The organism is Prolixibacter denitrificans (assembly GCF_003014495.1).
GTDB lineage: Bacteria > Bacteroidota > Bacteroidia > Bacteroidales > Prolixibacteraceae > Prolixibacter > Prolixibacter denitrificans.
The window spans coordinates 38,763-55,863 of sequence record NZ_PYGC01000006.1 but is presented as its reverse complement, the minus strand read 5'-3'; the positions used below and the strand labels follow the sequence as shown (position 1 = coordinate 55,863).

The window sequence follows — 17,101 nt, the reverse complement described above, 5'->3', positions numbered from 1 at the left end:
GACTTCAAATCGCAAGTAATGAGTAATAACGACAATCTCTCCTTTTCAAGAGAAGAACTGCAGGACGAAATCAAATACCTGCGCCTGCTATCCGACCGCTTCCAAAACATCCAATCTGCCAGCACCGAGGTCATCAACCTCGAGGCCATCCTCAATCTTCCGAAAGGAACCGAACATTTTTTGAGCGACATTCACGGCGAATACGAAACCTTCAGTCATGCCCTGGCCAACGCATCGGGTGTGGTTCGCAAGAAAATCGACGACGTATTCGGCAAGAATATCCGGGAAAAGGACAAGAAGATACTGGCCACGTTAATTTATTACCCGGAAGAAAAAATGGATTTGGTACTGAAAGAGGAAGAAAATCCGGAAGAGTGGTTTACGGTTACCTTGCGTCGTCTGGTAGTGGTTGCCCGGGCTGCTGCATCGAAATACACCCGCTCGAAAGTGCGAAAAGCCATGCCGCCCGATTTCGCCTACATCATCGACGAGCTCTTGAACGAGAGTGGTGAGGACAAAGAAAAATACTTCGAAGGCATTATCAGCACCATCATCCACATCGACCGGGCCGATGCATTTATCATCGCCATTTGCCGATTCATTCAGCGACTCCTCATCGACCGTCTTCACGTTATCGGCGATATTTTCGACCGGGGACCATCGCCCGAAAAAGTGATGGACCGTATCCTGAATTATCACTCCATAGACATCCAGTGGGGTAATCACGACATGTTGTGGATGGGAGCCGCATCGGGCAACCGGGCGCTGATTGCCAACATGATCAGGATTTCGCTCCGGTACAACAACATCGATACGCTGGAAGATGCCTACGGAATCAATATGATGCCGCTGGCCACGCTGGCGCTTCACTCGTACGACAACGACCCGTGTGAGAAGTTCATTCCACTGGTGCTCGACAAAGGGAAAGACAAGGACCTGGTGAAGAAGATGCACAAGGCGATTTCCATCATTCAGTTTAAACTGGAAGGGCAAATCATCGAGCGCAACCCACAATTCAACATGCGCGACCGGTTGTTGCTCGACAAAGTCGATTACGAGAAAGGGACCATCAAAATTGGGAACAAAACCTACGAGTTGCTCGACAAGAACTTCCCGACCATCGATCCGAAAAATCCCTACCAGCTAAACGAGGAAGAAGCAGCGGTCATCGACAAACTGGCCAATAGCATTAAAAATGCCAACCGTTTGCAAAAACACATTGCCTTCCTGTTCTCGCACGGTAGCATGTACCTCACCTTTAACGATAACCTGATGTATCATGGATGTATTCCCATGACGAAAAAAGGTGAATTTCAGTCACTGGAAATTGAAGGGACGGCATATTCCGGCAAGGCTCTTTGTGATCATTTCGACCGGATGGCCCGCAAGGCTTACCAATTCCGCTTTCAACGGAAGTACGAACCCATCAGCGATTACATGTGGTACCTATGGTGCGGTGCTTCTTCTCCCCTTTTCGGGAAAACGAAAATGGCAACGTTCGAGCGCTATTTCCTGGCCGAGAAAGAGACCCATGCCGAAGGAAAGAATTCCTACTACTCGCTGGTTTACGACGATGAAACATACTGCGATAAAATCCTGAATGAGTTCGGCATTGGCGGCCCCAATTCGCACATCATCAACGGCCATGTGCCGGTGCAGGTGAAGAAAGGCGAAACACCCATCAAAGCCGGAGGTAAACTTTTCGTTATCGACGGTGGCATGTCGAAACCGTACCAGAAAGTGACGGGGGTTTCGGGCTACACACTTATCTACAACTCGTATGGTTTGGTGCTGGTGGAACACGAACACTTCGATTCGCGGCAAACGGCCATCCTCGAAGAGAAAGACATCATCTCGAAGCGGATTTACATCGAGGCCAGTGCCCAGCGTATGCGCGTTAAAGAGACCGATATCGGTAAAAGCTTGCTGGCGCAAATCGAGGATTTACATAAACTCCTCGCCGCTTACAAACGTGGTTTGATTAAGGAACGTTTCTGACAAAAATAAAGGAGGCCCGCCAGCCTCCCGTTAACGTGTGAATACGTTTATATATCTCAGGGGGCTTTGCCCCCTTTTTTTGTCGTTGAATATTGTGGAAGCCCTTCAGGCTTCTGTCATTTTTTCTGCCTTTTTACAGGGGGCGTTGCCCCCAGCTTTGGAATTTCAGGCTTTCAGCCTGTTTGGAGCAATGCTATTAATTGATTGAAAAACGCCCCCAATCGGCAATACCGGAGCCTGAAGGGCTCCTGCGCCATAGCTTGGGGTATCGCCCCAAGAGAACGAACCAACCAGAATCCCCCAGCCTGAAGGGCTGGCACAAGCCCCACTTATTCATTCAGCAGTTTCCTAAAGAACGGCACCAGTTCATCAGCCATCTTCGCCTGGTCATCTTTGTCGGGGTGACCGGCACAACCGTGGCCCTGAATATCGTGAAACTCAAAAACACGGATGGATTGGGCTACCGGCTTTTCGTTGAAATGACCAGCGACCTTGTGCAGGCAATTCATTAACACTGCATTTTTTGTTGAATCCAGAATCGGGCTGTTGAGCAGGGCTATCTGTACGTCGGGATAGTATTTGTAAATCGTATCAACGAAGGAAATGTAATGGCTAACAAACATCTCCGGGTTAAACGGCTTCCGCGCGTGGATGGTATCCCCCTCCGACATATCGTTCGTGCCCAGGCAAATGCTCACCACATCAGGCCGGAAGCGGGAGAAATCCCAGCGCCTGGTGCTGTCGGTATTCAGGTAGCGATTGCCATACACTTCCGGCATCGACGGGCCGGTCATGTTCCAGGTGCGGTAAATCCCGATACCGGAAACCGAGCTCAGCATAAACTGGGTACGCAATGCACGTGCCACTCGCGGGCCATAAGCCCAGTACGAATTGTGTTGATCCTGGTACTCACCGCTGCCGCATGGAATCAGTTTCCAGTCGATGCCCACGCCGCAGGTAATGGAGTTGCCGATGAATTCGATCTTCTTTTCGGGAAGCGTCGGGGGAAGCAGCAAATTATCGACCTCAGCACCGCCGAAGATGATATCTCCTATCATCGATTCGGTCGATTTGTAAACCGTTACCGTGTGCTCTTTCGCCTTTCCCGTTACCGGAATATGGTACCAGGTAGCGGTATCGGAAGCAATCTTCATTTTGGTCAGGTAAACACTGTCGACGGCAATGGACACGTAGTTGTAATCCGAGCCATTTTTCCCGATTTTCAATGATACTTTACAGGAATCGCCGGTAAAACGAAGCGTAACCGACGACGCCGAACCGATCAATACCACATCGCCGTCACTCAGCCGGTCGGTCCTTCCCGCGTATTGGAAATTATCGTTATCAGGAGTAAAAATCTTCAGGGTATGCTGCTGGCATCCGCCGGAAAAAACTGCTAAAGCCATCATCAACAGGATGGTTACTGTTTGTCTCATCGAAAATCGCTTTTAGGTTGTCATTTATACAAAAAGGTGGTCTAAAATAGGGAAAATATCGGTTCGGATTTTGTCTAAAATATTTCCACAACGAACCAATATAGCAAGAAAGTCAATACAGGTATTCCTAAAATCATGAGATAAACAATTATATCAATTATGAGTCTGGCTATTTTTCCCTTTGCCTGGTATCTTGATTTTATTCTGGAAACATCAAGATTGCGATAATAGGGAACATATAATACTACTGGAACGAGAATAAAAACAGACATCCAAATAATGAAATTCGGTGTTGCCAGATAACTGCCAAAGGAGCTATCAATTTTCCGGCCGGCAATATTAATTACAGAAAGTATAAAAAAAGAAACATACGCGCTCAAATAAAGGTATGCACTGTGTTTCGCTCCAGCCTCATCTTTCCTTAAGTAATAAACAATCTGATACCACTTCAAAAGGAAATACTTCATAAGTATTTTTAATTCTGTCTATGATGTCTTCAATATTCTTTCAACATTAATTCTCTCCACAACGCTTAATTTATTCGTCACATCATCAAACCGGGGACGGTACCAACTTTGTGACTCAAAATAACTCTTCCACTTTTGGGTTTTAAATATATAGCCATGATCAGCAAAGATTTCGTTTCGCATAACATCTAATTCATCCTCGTTCATTTGCTTTAACTCTGAGAAAGTAAGTACCCTCAACGAAGCTTGCGGATAAAGGCGTCCATCTGATGGTTCGGACACGTTAGCTGGGCGAAATCCGTGATTATTTATAACATAGTAAGAATAATCATCAATAGTATCTTTCACTGGATTGCCATCGTCGTCATTTTCGATATCATGATCTTGTACTTCGAGCAATGAATCGTTGATCAAACTAATCCTGCTGTTTGTTCCGCCTCCTAAGTCCCCCCAACTACTACCAATATATTTTGAGTTTTCAACTTTTCCATCATCCGTAGTTGAAATCATCACATATGAAAAGCAATAACCTCCGGCATCTCCGGGACATCCCAGCTCAACAATAAAAATGAAACTTTTGCCCCTGTCGAACATCTTAAACGCCTCTACGTATGGCACTTTTTCATTGGTGAGCTTATTCCCCAGTACTTTGCGGTATAATTCAACCGGTATTTGCCTTTCCTTATTAATGGCCTCATCACTACTCTCATGATTTAGAAAATATGATCTAAATTTTCCAAAAGTACTTAACGTATCCAATGGTCGCAGAGGTTGGGCAAATGTTTCCAGTGAAGCAAAGATTAATAAACCAAATACGATTGTTTGGATTACACCTTTTCCGAATAGTCTTTTCATAAAAATGCGATTTATGAACCCAATGTCATGTTTATTATCTGCTCGTTTCTTGTGATTTTGCGCATTCAGAATTCATCATCGATTCTTTTTTTACATATTTCAATGTCTCAAAAGGTACAGCAGTTCCATATTCAATTGCCAGCTCCTTCACATAAAAACTCAGAGATGGCGACGTCTTTATATTTGCTTCCCTTATAAACCGATACAATCTCAAATTTTAAAACGTCTCCCTCCTTGATTTCGTATGGAGCATTCATGTATTTGTGATCTCTTCTGTTGATAAAATATTTCCCGATATCGAAAAATTGAAATTGCCATGTATTCTTTAGCAGAACATAACAGATGGGTGTGTTATTGTAATACACCTTAAGCAACTTAACTCTCGAATTTGCCTGCCATATCTTCAACGATTTACAATACCCGTTAAATACATTACAGATGCCATAAAACTGGTAGGCGCCGGCATAAGCCGTGTTTTCCGGAAAGTTAAATGTAAATTCCAGGTAATCCCCGATTCCTTTCTTTCCAACCCAGGCAGTATTCAAATCATAGTCTTCGATATTCTTCACCCCGTAGGTAATATCCCCAGCCGGATTTAAAACTGAAGATGCTTTAGGGTCACCAATGGGCATTGACCAGTCGCCCCAAAGTTCACTGTTTTTATACGCGTCAATATTGGGTTCATAATTGTCACTCGACTTATCGAATGTTTGGGCCTGAATAGTATCAAGAACAGCAGCCTGAACGGTTGTTGTTATCAGTAAAAACATAAAGAAACCTATAAGTCTCACAGGGTATGTACATTTCATTGCTAGTCTTTTAATTGTTGGACACAGGTATAAACTTAACACATATTTACACTATCTGATTCACATAAGATATGTTTTAAATCAAGCTTTCAACTAACACAAATTAATCAGACACCTATATTCTACAAACCGTATCAACTACGACCGAAAAAGACAAATAAATAAAGAAAAACATCCCCTTTTCAAAGCATCAAACTGCCTTCAAAATATTACCTTTAAGGTCAAACACTGATTTAATCGATGAAATTTACTTCGAAGTTTCATGGCGGCATAAAAGCCCTGGTTGACATTGCTCTGTATGATGAAGGTGAGGGCGTATTACTGAAAGATATTGCCCAACGAAACTGCTTGTCCATCCGGTTTTTGGATCAGATTGTTGCGTCGTTAAGAAAGAACCAGTTAATCTTTAAGAATAAGGGCTACCGGACGGGATACAGACTGGCCAAGGACCCCAATTCGATTAGTTTGTATGACGTCTACATCGCGTTCGAGGGCAAGTTGGATGTGTACCACTGCGTGGACGAAGCAACACCCTGTCCTGTTTCACCTACCTGTGCAACACATTTCACGCTTGAAAATCTAAATAAAGAAGTAACTTTATTACTCCGTAACCAAACCATTGGCGAAGTGTGCCAACTGCAGGCTCAGCTAAACCATCAGTCCGAACTAAAAGCTACCGGGTCCGTCAACGAGAATTAAGGCAACCTGGTATATCATAGAATTCCCGGTCGTCTGGCCGGCACAAAACGTAACCAATAACCAAACTAAAACAACTATGGGACAATCACTGGCCAAACTCTACATCCATCTTACTTTTGGAACCAAGAACCGGGCACCTTCTATTATTCCGGCTCTCAAACCGAAACTGGAAGTATTCATTGACGGAATTTTGGACAAACTGGAAAGCCCTTCCATCCACACGCATGTCGATCCCGACCATATGCACGTCTTATTTTCGCTGTCGAAAGACCAGGCATTGACAAATGTGGTGGAAGCGATTAAAGAACAGTCGACGCAATGGATGAAAGAACAAGGAATCGATGCGTTTGCCTGGCAAACCGGATATGCGGCTTTTACAGTTAGCAGTTCCAACGTCGATTACCTGAAGAAATACATCCTCAACCAACAGGAACACCATCAGAAAATCAGTTTCCGGGAAGAGGTGGAAGAGTTCATTAAACAGTACCAGATTATGGACTACAATACTGACCATTTCTGGTCGGAAAACTAACCAAAGGAAGCCTGACAGGCTTCCTTTTCTTTCGGGCCTTTTACCACGGAGTGTTCGAAACAACGTTTTCTACTCATCCCAACCCTTCTCTAATCATAGAGAAGGGCTCACGGCACTACAAAATTGCAACGACTCAATTCGGAATCAACAAATACTACCGGAAAGAATGAAGCTACCAACATCGATGTAATCTCCGGTCCCCCATCTTTATTTGTCTTAATTCTCCGTTACCTACCCCTCCGAAAAAGGGGCTGGTTTAGGCAATTCGAAAAAAATATCGCATCTTGGGAAACGTTTTTCACGAATTAGTCAGTAACAATAACCTTTCTCTAACGAACAGCGATGAATCGACTACAATCTGTCATCGGAGGGATGATTTTCATTTTCGGCCTGACCATTCAGACGCAGGCACAGCCGGCATCGAACTATGACCAGCACAAGGCGTTCAACCCCGAGTTTATGAGCGAACCCGGCACCACTTTCCGCGGCGGTAGTGGCGCTCCCGGACCATTATACTGGCAAAACCGGGCCGATTACAACCTGGCAGCCACGCTGGATACGACGCAACACAAAATTTCCGGAACCTCGGAAATTCATTATACCAACAACAGCCCCGATGCCCTGCATTACCTTTGGTTGCAGGTCGAGCTGAATCTTTTCAAGGAAGGTTCACGGGGAAGCTATTCAGGTAATGTCCCGACAACAGCCGGTGGCATCGATATTCAACAGGTGGAGGTCACCCAGGATGGGAAGACTTATAAAGCCGACCATGTGATTACCGACACCCGGATGCAGGTTCGCTTGCATCAGCCGGTAAAACCTGACGGCGGCAAAGTAACCATTACCGTGAAATATGCCTTTCGCATGACGACGAACCAGTTCCGACTCGCGATGATGGATTCGAAAAACGGTGCCATTTACGATGTGGCCCAGTGGTATCCGCGCATGTGTGTGTACGACGATGTGCGGGGCTGGAATACCCTTCCTTACCAGGGAGCTGGTGAATTTTATTGCGAGTATGGGAACTTCGATTACAAAGTAACCGTGCCGGCTAACATGATTGTGGCTGGTGCAGGGGTACTGCAAAATCCGGAAGAGGTACTGACGAAGACCGAAATCAAACGACTCGATAAAGCACGTCAGAGTGACGAAACCACCTATATCATCAAACCGGACGAAGTAGGAAAAGCGGAAACACGCCCAAAACAGGAGGGCATGCTAACCTGGCATTTCAAAATGGAAAACAGCCGTGATGTGTCGTGGGCTGCTTCGAAAGCTTTTGTTTGGGACGCTGCGAAAGCCAATCTTCCGGAAGGAAAAACCGTTTTGGCGATGTCGGTTTACCCGAAAGAGAGCATGGGTAAAAATGCCTGGGACCGTTCTACCGAATACCTGAAACACAGCATCGAGTCCTTCTCAGCTGACTGGTATCCTTATCCCTACCCAACCGCTACAAATGTGGGCGGCCCGGTTGGTGGCATGGAATATCCCGGCATCATTTTCTGCAAATGGAGTATCAACAAGGCGAACGTGATGTACTTTGTCACCGCGCACGAGATTGGACACAACTGGTTCCCCATGTTGGTCGGCTCAGACGAGCGCCGTTTTGGTTTCATGGACGAAGGCCTGAACACTTTCATCGACATTTATGCACAAGACAAGTTTAACCATGGCGAATTCGGCCCGAAACGGGACGGCGAGTATGACCCGGAGGGGAAAAATCCGGCTCGTGATATTGTTCCGTTTATGACGAAAGACGGTACCGAAGCCATCATGAACTTCTCGGACGTGCTGCAATGGAAGAACAGCCACATGGTGAATTACTACAAAACATCACTGGGCCTCGTACTCTTACGCGAATATATTCTCGGACACGACCGTTTCGATTATGCCTTCCGGACCTATATCGATCGCTGGGCCTACAAACATCCCAGACCGGAAGACTTCTTCCGGACAATGGACGATGCCGCCGGTGAAGATTTAGGCTGGTTCTGGAACGAGTGGTTCTATCAAACCTGGACGCTGGATCAGGCGGTAACGGCTGTGCACTATGCCAAAGGAAAACCGGAAGAAGGCGCCCTGATTACGCTAACGAACAACGACCAGATGGTGATGCCAACGACTGTAAAAGTCGTAGAAAGCAACGGCAAAACGGGGGAAGTGAAACTCCCGGTAGAAATCTGGCAGCGAGGAGGCACATACCTGTTCAAATACGCTTCCACCTCTCCCATCGACTCGGTGATTGTTGACCCGGGTAAGCAACTTCCGGATGTCAATCCATCCAATAATGTTTGGACCAACGATAACAAATTGACAAAGAAATAGAATCACAAGTCTCCGGCAGCGATTTTGCTGGAATTCCATTTTTCCAAGAAATACCCAAGTTGCACCTAACGTGGCAGCTTGGGTATTTTGACAAACTGTGCAAATACCAATGAAGCTAATGCGATACCGGCGCCACCGATAAACGGAATCCGCCAGTTGTACATCCAAAGCAAACCGCCAAATACCGGAATAACCACCGCCATAATGTGATTGATGGTAAACCCAACGGCCATGGAGGGGGCAATGTCTTCGTGGTCAGCTTTCTTCTGGAAATAGGTATTAATGGCAATAGAGAAGCTGAAAAAGAGATTGTCGACCAGGTACATCGCAGTGGCCACGTTCTTGTCTTCAATCAATCCGTAACCGAGAAAAACCAAAAACAGGCTGGCATATTCAATGGTCAGCATCGTCCGCTCGCCAAACCGGTGGATGGCTTTGGCCACTTGCGGACTGAGGAAGAAGGTCATGATATTGTTCAGAACAAACAGGACGGTGATGTGCCGAACCGAGAATCCGTACTTCTCCACCAAAAGGAAAATCGCAAACACCACAAAAATCTGCCGGCGTGCGCCAGCCAGAAAGTTCAGCGTGTAAAAAAGCCAGTACTTCTTTTTCAGAATCAGTTTTCGCTGCTGTGGGGGCTTCGTTTTATCTACCGGGTCACGCGTCAGCGCATACAACCCGGTCAGGATGAGAACACCGCCAAATAACCAGAACATATTTTGCAACGGAAGAAAACTACTCAGCAACCAAATAATACCTCCTACCGTAATGTTGGTCAGTGCGCCATAGCTCTTAAAACTGGCCAGCACCCGCGGAACGCGCGTATGGTCGAAGTACTGAAGGCTGAGAGATTGATTGGTGGTCTCGAAGAAATGAAAGCCCACGGACATCACCACCGTTGTAAAAATCAATCCGCCAAACGACGGGAAGAAACCGGCCAGCAAAACTCCTCCGCCAAGCATGATGATGGAAAGCGCTGCAAACCGGTGCTCTTTGATGACTAGCAACAGGTAAACGACGAAGAAGGTCAGAAAGCCCGGTATTTCACGAACGGATTGGATTACCCCGATTTGAAATCCGTTGACCCCCACTACATCCACCGCGTAGTTATTGAACAAGGTTCTCCACCCCTGGAATCCAATAGCAGAGGAAATCACCAGCAACAGCAGGTAACGGTACATCGGATTGTCACGAAAAGTCCGGTAAGAATTCATCATCTATCAGTTAGATTAAGACGACAAAAGTAATAAAATGAACCAGTGCCGGGATTGATTTTACACGAACGCGACCGGAAGCTTTCTTAATATTCACTTAAAAGCCCTCTTTTTAGTCTTCCCAGAAACGCGATTACACACTGTGAAACAACCCGCTACACCTTCAACATTTACAGGTCTTTTAATTTTTTTTGCTTGTGTGACTAAAGTTACTGAAGGATGCCTTCTCCAGACCTTTCTTTGTAGCGTCATTCAAGGTTACATACATGATAGGTTTTTTTAAAAGCTATCGATTAAGAATTCTCTTTATCATTCTTGGAGGAATTGCCGGGTACCTTTACTGGTCCCAAATCGGATGTGCTTCCGGCACTTGCCCGATTACTTCAAACTGGTATACGAGCAGCGGTTACGGTGTTTTGCTTGGCTGGTTACTCGGTGATTCCTTCAGAGTGAAAAAGGGACAGAATGAAGAAAATGCAACGAACTAGCCAGATATCCGTACTGATGGCCATCTTCCTTTCCCTGTTGGTTTCATGCAACCAGGCAGGAAATGGCAACCAGTCACAAATGGCAGACAAAGGTAATGAGAAGAATTTGGTGGTTGTAAAGGATATGAGCAAGTTCACTGAAATAATAAACGGGGATACTCCCGTACTCGTTGATTTTTACGCCGATTGGTGTGCACCATGCAAAATGATGTCACCAATTCTCGAACAGCTTTCCAAAGAGATGCAGGGTTCGGTAAAAGTAGTAAAAGTGAATGTGGACAACAACAGAGAAGCTGCCATGCAATATGGCGTACGAAATATACCTACCATGCTCCTGTTTCGCAACGGACAAATCAAATGGCAGGGCGTCGGCGTAATGCAAGCCGACCAACTGAAATCTATTATTCAACAGAATAGCTGATATTGGTTATGATTTAGGTTTGGTTAGGGAAAAGGTTCGGTGGCCACCCGGCTGCCGGCCCTCCTTCCCGCTTTTTTCAGACAGTCCGTTGGTAATTCCAGTAAAACTTTATCGAATTCAGACAAGACAATTTACCCATAGCGAGTAAATCGTGGAACTATTATAATAATCAGATGAAAAGCAGCATTTTAGTAAACGAACATTATTGTCCCAAAAATCATCCTTGTCCGGTCATCAGAGTATGCCCGACAGGAGCGATTTCGCAGAAGTCACCATTTCATGCACCCGAAATCGACGATGATAAGTGTGTAAGTTGTGGAAAGTGTATGTATTTCTGTGCATTTGGGGCCTTTCAGCCTGGCAATTGATTTTATCCCAGCTCATAAGTTCATTGTGTCCCTCTGCCGTTAAGGCGGGGGGATTTTTTATTTTCCACCTATCACAAGTTCCAGTACGCGGGTCGTTTCATCGGTAATCTTGTACCGGTCGTCAATGCGTTTTCCAATCACCCAAACCACCTGTTCCCCATTGGTCACCAGCCAGGTATTTTCCTTCTCGGGAAGGCTCATTTTCTCGTCAATAAAAAAATCACTGAGCTTTTTAAAACCGGTCATTCCCAACGGCCGGAAATAATCACCCGGTTCCCATTTTCGTATTTTCAACGGAAACTGAATTTTGTCCAGGTCGATGCAGGCCACTTTTGTCGAACGGGGAATCCGGAAATGCTGGTCACGTTCCACCTTTCGTATTTGGATGAGTAGCGGTTTGGTTAAATCTTTAAGTTCTTCATCAATGTAATAAACTGCTTTTTCCTTATCAGGAAGTCGGGTAATGATGAGGTATTCCCGGTCGCGGACCAGCCGGTGTGTTGGCGAGAAAAACTGTCTTCCGGATTCACCATCCAGCGTCTCCTCTATTTGGGCAACCACATCACTGTTGAAATGAAAAGGCTTCAAAAATTCAAACAGGTAGGTATTCAGTGGCTGCAGCAATTTCAATTCACTAATGGAGAGATGATATTCCCTTCCTTTGCGCACAGCCACCCGTTCCCAACACTGCTGAATTTCCTGGAAGTAAATCGTCGAAACATCTTTCAGGTAGTGAATGGTCTTCTGCAAGCTTTCGCGGAATGAAGGATTCAGTTCTTCCATCAATGGCAGCAACTGATGCCGGATTTTGTTCCGCTGAAAATCGAGGCTGGCATTGGATGAATCATCGCGGTATTCCAACTCATGTTCCAGGCACCAGTTGGCAATTTCCTTTCTGGAGGCAAACAGCAACGGGCGTACTACTCTCCCGTTCTTCGGCTTGATGCCCGTCATTCCTTTCAATCCGGTTCCCCGGGAAAGATTCAGGAAAAAGGTTTCCAGCAAGTCGTCACGGTGATGCGCCACAGCAATCGCATCGTAATGATTTTCAGCCCTGATTTTCTCAAACCAGTCGTAGCGCAACTCGCGGGCAGCCATCTCGATGGAGTAACCATGCTCTTCGGCGTATTCCTCTGTATCGAACGATTGATGATAATACCGCCGACCATATTTCTCGGCCAACCGGGCTACCAACGCCTCGTCGCCATCCGATTCTTCGCCGCGCAGATGAAAATTGCAATGCGCGATGCCTAAGGCATATCCGGCCCGTTCCAACAGATCGAGCAGTACCACTGAATCCATTCCACCGCTTACGGCCACCAGGATGGTATCGCCCGACGTAAACAGGTTGTGACGTTGAATATAGCTGACCAGTTCGTTTATCATCACTTTGTTTTATTCAAAAATACGATAATCCCGTTAACCAAAAGAAAACCGGAGAACGATTTCAGCCATTCCCCGGTTTCTGTTATCTCTAAAAATACTTTTACAACTTCACAACGACCTGCCCGCGGTTCTTCTTGCTCAGCAGGCGTTGAATATAGGTATCCAGTTCTTCGAGTGAAATAAAGGTAACGAGGTTATCGAGACCTTCCGGTTTCCAATCATTGGCCAGTTTCTCCCAAACGGCTTTCCGTTCTTCCAGCGGTGTTTGCTGTGTATCCACGCCCAACAGCGAGATGTTATTCAGTATGAAGGGATAAACCGTTGTATTCAACTCGCCGGAACCGATATTTCCACAAGTCGTAACATTTCCATTGTATTTACAGGCCTTCAGCAATGTGGCCAGTGTATTTCCACCAACCACATCAACCGCTCCGGCCCATTTGGGGCGTACGATCGGCCGTCCGGACTGGTCATCCGTTTCCGATTTATCGATATGCTGATGCGCTCCGAGCTTTTCAATCACTTCCCGACTGTCGTCGAGATTGGAGGTGGCAGCGATCACTTCAAAGCCTTCTTTCAACAGTATTTTTACCGCCAGGCTACCTACTCCGCCGGCAGCTCCGGTTACCACAACCGGTCCCTGCGATGGTTTCTGACCAGCGTCCAATAACCTTTTCACCGAAAGGGCGGCCGTCAATCCGGATGTTCCGAGCATCATGCTTTCGGCCAGCGACAATCCTTTTGGCAATTGAACAATCCAATCGGCGGGCACGCGAATGTATTCCGCGAAAGCGCCATCGGTGTTCATTCCCAAATCGTAGGAAGTGACGGTCACTTCATCGCCGGTTTTGAACAAGGGCGACGAACTTTCTTCCACCACTCCGGCTGCGTCGATTCCGGGTGTATGCGGATATTTTTTCGTCACACCGCGGTTTCCTGAAGCAGAAAGCGCATCCTTATAATTCAATCCGGCATATTTTACCCGAATAAGTACCTCGCCCTCCGGCAATTCAATAACAGAACGATTCACCAATTTACGTGTAAACGTTCCGTTCTCTTCAAATATCCGGTAAGCTCTGAATGTTGTATCTGTCATTTTCAATGTTCTTTATTTATTCTCTTTATGATACTAACAAAAAGAAAGCAGCCCCGTTCAGAGACTGCTTGTATTTTTTTGGCAAAAGCCTGTTTTATTTTTCCGTTGCCGAAACCTTCTCGATAATTTTCAGAATGACATGGCACGCTTTCTCCATCGACTGAGTCGGAATGAATTCGAACTTGCCGTGGAAGTTGTGCCCTCCGCCAAAGATATTAGGGCAAGGCAGTCCCATAAATGAAAGGCGGGCTCCGTCTGTTCCACCGCGAATCGGCTCAATCTTCGGTTCCACTCCTACTTCTTTCATCGCCTCTTCAGCCATATCGACAATATGCAGAACCGGCTCGACTCTTTCACGCATGTTGTAATACTGGTCCTTCAATTCCAGCTCAACGGTTCCTTCACCGAATTCTGCATTCACCTTGCGAACGATGTGTTCCATCTCGGTTTTGCGATCTTCGAAACGATCTTTCTTGAAATCACGGATGATATACTCGAGCTCTGTTCGCTCTACGCTTCCATTAATCGACAACAGGTGATAGAATCCTTCGTAACCTTCGGTATGTTCCGGCGTTTCGTGGCGCGGCAGCATACTGATAAACTGGCTGGCAATACGCATCGAGTTCTTCATCTTATGCTTGGCTGAACCCGGATGCACGCTGATTCCATGAACTACCACTTTGGCAAAAGCCGCGTTGAAGTTCTCATATTGCAACTCCCCCAGCTCTCCTCCGTCCATGGTATAGGCAAAATCGGCACCGAATTTTTCCACATTGAAATAATCAGCTCCCTGACCAATTTCCTCATCCGGCGTAAAACCAACCCGCACTTTTCCGTGCTTGATTTCGGGATGATTTACCAGATATTCCATCGTGGTAACAATCTCGGCCAAACCGGCTTTATCATCGGCTCCCAACAACGTTTTGCCATCGGTTACAATCAACCGCTGACCTTGATACTTCTTCAGGCCGGGGAATTTTTCGGGCGACATAATAATCTTCTCTTCCTCATTCAGGACAATGTCTCCTCCGTCATAATTTTCGACAAATTGCGGATTCACATTTTTTCCTGAGAAATCGGGACTGGTATCCATGTGCGCGATGAAACCTACTGTTGGTACTTCCTTATCGATATTCGACGGAAGTGTCGCCATCACGTAGCCATTGTCATCCAGCTCCACATCTTCCAGACCGATACCCTTCAATTCTTCGGCCAATTTCTGTGCAAACGTAATTTGCCCGGGTGTACTGGGCGTCAATCCGGTCTTGGAGTCGGACTGAGTATTTATCTTTACATAACCGATAAAACGGTCGACAACCTGGTTCTCCATTTTTATCATCAAATTTGCAGATTTAAGAGTCCGAATATAGCGATTTTTGCCGAGAGAGAAGTGTAGAAAATCACTGTAAAGTAGTGAAAGTGACGAATCTCATTATTTCTCAACCGAATGGAAAAAACGCACATAAAAAAGGGAATTACCGAAGTAACTCCCTCTTTTAAATATGATTGTGCGACTAACTTAATAAGCCAGTGCAAACAAGACTCTTCTCTTCGAAGGTTTACCGGTTACCATACAAACGCCTTCTTCCTCCTCACCCTCGAACGGGATACAGCGAATTGTTGCTTTGGTCTCCTCTTTAATCCGGGTCTCCGTCTCCGAAGTACCATCCCAGTGCGCCAGAATAAAACCGCCTTTGGTATTCAGTACTTCTTTGAACTCCTCGTACGTGTCTACTTTCACCGTACTTTCCTCACGGAATTTCCAGGCTTTCCGGTAGATGTTATTCTGAATTTCAGTCAGCAAGTCGTCCACGTACTGGTCTATATCCTCGAGCGACTGAACCGATTTCTCCAGCGTATCACGACGAGCCACCTCAACGGTTCCGTTCTCCAGATCACGAGGGCCAATGGCCAGACGAACCGGAACACCTTTCAATTCATACTCGGCAAATTTCCATCCCGGGCGCTGCGTATCACGATTATCATACTTAACGCTAATGCCGCGTGCCTGAAGTTTGGTAATAATTTCATCCACCTTCTCCGATACTTCAGCCAACTGTTCTGTTTTCCTGTAAATAGGTACAATCACGACCTGGAAAGGTGCCAGTTTCGGAGGCAATACCAAACCATTATTGTCGGAGTGAGCCATGATCAGTGCTCCCATCAAACGGGTAGAAACGCCCCATGAGGTCGCCCACACATAGTCGAGTTTTCCTTCTTTACTGGTAAACTGAACATCAAAAGCTTTCGCAAAATTCTGTCCCAGAAAGTGTGAAGTTCCGGATTGCAGCGCCTTACCGTCCTGCATCAACGCCTCAATGGTGTAGGTTTCCAACGCTCCGGCAAAACGTTCATTCGCCGACTTTGAACCCTTGATGACCGGCACAGCCATGTAATTCTCGGCAAAATCAGCATAAACATTGATCATGCGTTCCGTTTCCTCCATTGCCTCCTGCTTCGTGGCATGGGCCGTATGGCCTTCCTGCCAAAGGAATTCAGCGGTACGGAGAAACATACGGGTACGCATCTCCCACCGCACTACGTTTGCCCATTGGTTTATTAACAATGGAAGATCGCGGTATGATTGAATCCAGTTTTTATAGGTATTCCAAATGATGGTTTCCGAAGTCGGTCGTACAATTAACTCTTCTTCCAGTTTTGCATCGGGATCGACCACCACACCATTCCCATCCGGATCATTTTTTAGGCGATAATGAGTAACTACGGCACACTCTTTGGCAAATCCTTCTACGTGATCGGCCTCTTTTGAGAAGAAAGATTTGGGGATGAACAGCGGAAAATAAGCATTTTCGTGCCCGGTTTCCTTGAACATACGATCCAACTGGGCCTGCATTTTTTCCCAAATAGCGTACCCGTATGGCTTGATTACCATACACCCACGCACTGCTGAGTTCTCAGCCAAATCAGCCTTCACAACCAGATCATTGTACCATTGTGAATAATTTTCTTCTTTTGATGTTAGTTCCTTAGCCATCTTCTATCT

Annotated in this window: 15 protein-coding genes; 7 read left to right on the top strand and 8 right to left on the bottom strand. The window is 46.1% G+C overall.

Going from position 1 to position 17,101, the window contains the following annotated elements; translation table 11 throughout:
* Positions 1–18: 18 nt before the first annotated feature.
* Positions 19–1,998, top strand: a complete 1,980-nt coding sequence (locus CLV93_RS12410; RefSeq protein ID WP_106542527.1) for a fructose-1,6-bisphosphatase — start codon at positions 19–21, stop codon at positions 1,996–1,998.
* Positions 1,999–2,327: 329 nt separating this feature from the next.
* Here CLV93_RS12410 and CLV93_RS12405 read toward each other — a convergent pair whose 3' ends face one another.
* The 3 genes from CLV93_RS12405 to CLV93_RS12390 all read right to left on the bottom strand — a co-directional run bounded on the left by CLV93_RS12405 (position 2,328) and on the right by CLV93_RS12390 (position 5,526).
* Positions 2,328–3,434, bottom strand: a complete 1,107-nt coding sequence (locus CLV93_RS12405; protein WP_106542526.1) for an SGNH/GDSL hydrolase family protein — start codon at positions 3,432–3,434, stop codon at positions 2,328–2,330.
* A gap of 485 nt (positions 3,435–3,919) precedes the next feature.
* Positions 3,920–4,756 (bottom strand): YARHG domain-containing protein, encoded by an 837-nt coding sequence (locus CLV93_RS12395; protein ID WP_106542524.1) that lies wholly within the window; start codon positions 4,754–4,756, stop codon positions 3,920–3,922.
* 131 nt (positions 4,757–4,887) lie between these two features.
* Positions 4,888–5,526: an NADase-type glycan-binding domain-containing protein gene (locus CLV93_RS12390; protein WP_106542523.1), complete on the bottom strand. Its 639-nt coding sequence runs from the start codon at positions 5,524–5,526 to the stop codon at positions 4,888–4,890.
* Positions 5,527–5,805: 279 nt separating this feature from the next.
* On the opposite strand from CLV93_RS12390, the gene CLV93_RS12385 reads away from it, so the two are divergent.
* From CLV93_RS12385 to CLV93_RS12375, 3 genes are all read left to right on the top strand, one after another.
* Entirely contained in the window at positions 5,806–6,264 is a 459-nt protein-coding gene (locus CLV93_RS12385; protein WP_106542522.1) for an RrF2 family transcriptional regulator, read from the top strand.
* 76 nt (positions 6,265–6,340) lie between these two features.
* Complete coding sequence (locus tag CLV93_RS12380) at positions 6,341–6,796, top strand: transposase (RefSeq protein ID WP_106542521.1); 456 nt, start codon at positions 6,341–6,343, stop codon at positions 6,794–6,796.
* A gap of 342 nt (positions 6,797–7,138) precedes the next feature.
* Positions 7,139–9,121: a M1 family metallopeptidase gene (locus tag CLV93_RS12375; RefSeq protein ID WP_211297828.1), complete on the top strand. Its 1,983-nt coding sequence runs from the start codon at positions 7,139–7,141 to the stop codon at positions 9,119–9,121.
* Between the two features lie 65 nt (positions 9,122–9,186).
* On the opposite strand, the gene CLV93_RS12370 is transcribed toward CLV93_RS12375, so the two are convergent.
* Entirely contained in the window at positions 9,187–10,341 is a 1,155-nt protein-coding gene (locus tag CLV93_RS12370; protein ID WP_211297827.1) for an MFS transporter, read from the bottom strand.
* 263 nt (positions 10,342–10,604) lie between these two features.
* Here CLV93_RS12370 and CLV93_RS20555 point away from each other — a divergent pair, with 263 nt between their 5' ends.
* The 3 genes from CLV93_RS20555 (at position 10,605) to CLV93_RS20665 (ending at position 11,615) form a co-directional block, all read left to right on the top strand.
* Entirely contained in the window at positions 10,605–10,826 is a 222-nt protein-coding gene (locus CLV93_RS20555; protein WP_106542520.1) for a DUF6132 family protein, read from the top strand.
* On the top strand, positions 10,804–11,247 hold the full coding sequence (gene trxA / locus CLV93_RS12360; RefSeq protein ID WP_246187257.1) for a thioredoxin: 444 nt from the start codon (positions 10,804–10,806) through the stop codon (positions 11,245–11,247). The genes CLV93_RS20555 and trxA overlap by 23 nt, the downstream gene beginning before the upstream one ends.
* Before the next feature lie 173 nt (positions 11,248–11,420).
* On the top strand, positions 11,421–11,615 hold the full coding sequence (locus tag CLV93_RS20665) for a 4Fe-4S dicluster domain-containing protein (protein ID WP_106542519.1): 195 nt from the start codon (positions 11,421–11,423) through the stop codon (positions 11,613–11,615).
* A 57-nt stretch (positions 11,616–11,672) separates the two neighbouring features.
* Here the strand turns inward: CLV93_RS20665 and tilS are convergent, their stop codons facing one another.
* From tilS to proS, 4 genes are all read right to left on the bottom strand, one after another.
* Positions 11,673–13,001, bottom strand: a complete 1,329-nt coding sequence (tilS, locus tag CLV93_RS12350) for a tRNA lysidine(34) synthetase TilS (protein WP_106542518.1) — start codon at positions 12,999–13,001, stop codon at positions 11,673–11,675.
* Between the two features lie 100 nt (positions 13,002–13,101).
* Complete coding sequence (locus CLV93_RS12345) at positions 13,102–14,097, bottom strand: YhdH/YhfP family quinone oxidoreductase (RefSeq protein WP_106542517.1); 996 nt, start codon at positions 14,095–14,097, stop codon at positions 13,102–13,104.
* A gap of 94 nt (positions 14,098–14,191) precedes the next feature.
* Positions 14,192–15,436, bottom strand: a complete 1,245-nt coding sequence (gene pepT, locus CLV93_RS12340) for a peptidase T (RefSeq protein ID WP_246187258.1) — start codon at positions 15,434–15,436, stop codon at positions 14,192–14,194.
* Between the two features lie 180 nt (positions 15,437–15,616).
* A complete protein-coding gene (proS, locus tag CLV93_RS12335; protein ID WP_106542516.1) occupies positions 15,617–17,092 on the bottom strand; it encodes a proline--tRNA ligase in 1,476 nt (491 codons plus the stop codon).
* Between the last annotated feature and the right edge of the window lie 9 nt (positions 17,093–17,101).